Origin of the sequence: Pseudomonas sp. URMO17WK12:I12 (genome assembly GCF_000514395.1) — a bacterium.
GTDB lineage: Bacteria > Pseudomonadota > Gammaproteobacteria > Pseudomonadales > Pseudomonadaceae > Aquipseudomonas > Aquipseudomonas mucoides.
Genome location: NZ_AZVV01000028.1, coordinates 1 through 2,063, shown reverse-complemented (window position 1 = coordinate 2,063; position 2,063 = coordinate 1). Strand labels below are relative to the sequence as shown.

The window sequence follows — 2,063 nt, the reverse complement described above, 5'->3', positions numbered from 1 at the left end:
GCTAACGTCCGTCGTGAAAAGGGAAACAACCCAGACCGTCAGCTAAGGTCCCAAAGTTATGGTTAAGTGGGAAACGATGTGGGAAGGCTTAGACAGCTAGGAGGTTGGCTTAGAAGCAGCCACCCTTTAAAGAAAGCGTAATAGCTCACTAGTCGAGTCGGCCTGCGCGGAAGATGTAACGGGGCTCAAACCATACACCGAAGCTACGGGTATCACTTAGGTGATGCGGTAGAGGAGCGTTCTGTAAGCCTGTGAAGGTGAGTTGAGAAGCTTGCTGGAGGTATCAGAAGTGCGAATGCTGACATGAGTAACGACAATGGGTGTGAAAAACACCCACGCCGAAAGACCAAGGTTTCCTGCGCAACGTTAATCGACGCAGGGTTAGTCGGTCCCTAAGGCGAGGCTGAAAAGCGTAGTCGATGGAAAACAGGTTAATATTCCTGTACTTCTGGTTATTGCGATGGAGGGACGGAGAAGGCTAGGCCAGCTTGGCGTTGGTTGTCCAAGTTTAAGGTGGTAGGCTGGAATCTTAGGTAAATCCGGGATTCTAAGGCCGAGAGCTGATGACGAGTGTTCTTTTAGAACACGAAGTGGTTGATGCCATGCTTCCAAGAAAAGCTTCTAAGCTTCAGGTAACCAGGAACCGTACCCCAAACCGACACAGGTGGTTGGGTAGAGAATACCAAGGCGCTTGAGAGAACTCGGGTGAAGGAACTAGGCAAAATGGCACCGTAACTTCGGGAGAAGGTGCGCCGGTGAGGGTGAAGCATTTACTGCGTAAGCCCATGCCGGTCGAAGATACCAGGCCGCTGCGACTGTTTATTAAAAACACAGCACTCTGCAAACACGAAAGTGGACGTATAGGGTGTGACGCCTGCCCGGTGCCGGAAGGTTAATTGATGGGGTTAGCTAACGCGAAGCTCTTGATCGAAGCCCCGGTAAACGGCGGCCGTAACTATAACGGTCCTAAGGTAGCGAAATTCCTTGTCGGGTAAGTTCCGACCTGCACGAATGGCGTAACGATGGCGGCGCTGTCTCCACCCGAGACTCAGTGAAATTGAAATCGCTGTGAAGATGCAGTGTATCCGCGGCTAGACGGAAAGACCCCGTGAACCTTTACTATAGCTTTGCACTGGACTTTGAATTTGCTTGTGTAGGATAGGTGGGAGGCTTTGAAGCGTGGACGCCAGTTCGCGTGGAGCCAACCTTGAAATACCACCCTGGCAACTTTGAGGTTCTAACTCAGGTCCGTTATCCGGATCGAGGACAGTGTATGGTGGGTAGTTTGACTGGGGCGGTCTCCTCCTAAAGAGTAACGGAGGAGTACGAAGGTGCGCTCAGACCGGTCGGAAATCGGTCGTAGAGTATAAAGGCAAAAGCGCGCTTGACTGCGAGACAGACACGTCGAGCAGGTACGAAAGTAGGTCTTAGTGATCCGGTGGTTCTGTATGGAAGGGCCATCGCTCAACGGATAAAAGGTACTCCGGGGATAACAGGCTGATACCGCCCAAGAGTTCATATCGACGGCGGTGTTTGGCACCTCGATGTCGGCTCATCACATCCTGGGGCTGAAGCCGGTCCCAAGGGTATGGCTGTTCGCCATTTAAAGTGGTACGCGAGCTGGGTTTAGAACGTCGTGAGACAGTTCGGTCCCTATCTGCCGTGGACGTTTGAGATTTGAGAGGGGCTGCTCCTAGTACGAGAGGACCGGAGTGGACGAACCTCTGGTGTTCCGGTTGTCACGCCAGTGGCATTGCCGGGTAGCTATGTTCGGAATAGATAACCGCTGAAAGCATCTAAGCGGGAAACTAGCCTCAAGATGAGATCTCACTGGGACCTTGAGTCCCCTGAAGGGCCGTCGAAGACTACGACGTTGATAGGTTGGGTGTGTAAGCGCTGTGAGGCGTTGAGCTAACCAATACTAATTGCCCGTGAGGCTTGACCATATAACACCCAAGCAATTTGCGTCGAAAGGCCAGATTGCGGTGTGTGAAGACGATACAAAGTCGAAAATTCGAAACGAAACACACAAATCTATTGCATACCCATTCGCTGGAGCGTGA

1 rRNA gene is annotated in these 2,063 nt (G+C 52.0%); it reads left to right on the top strand.

Annotation, left to right across the window (positions count from 1 at the left end):
* A 23S ribosomal RNA gene (locus D882_RS0126880) occupies nucleotides 1-1,946 on the top strand; the annotation flags it as partial.
* Nucleotides 1,947-2,063: the final 117 nt, after the last annotated feature.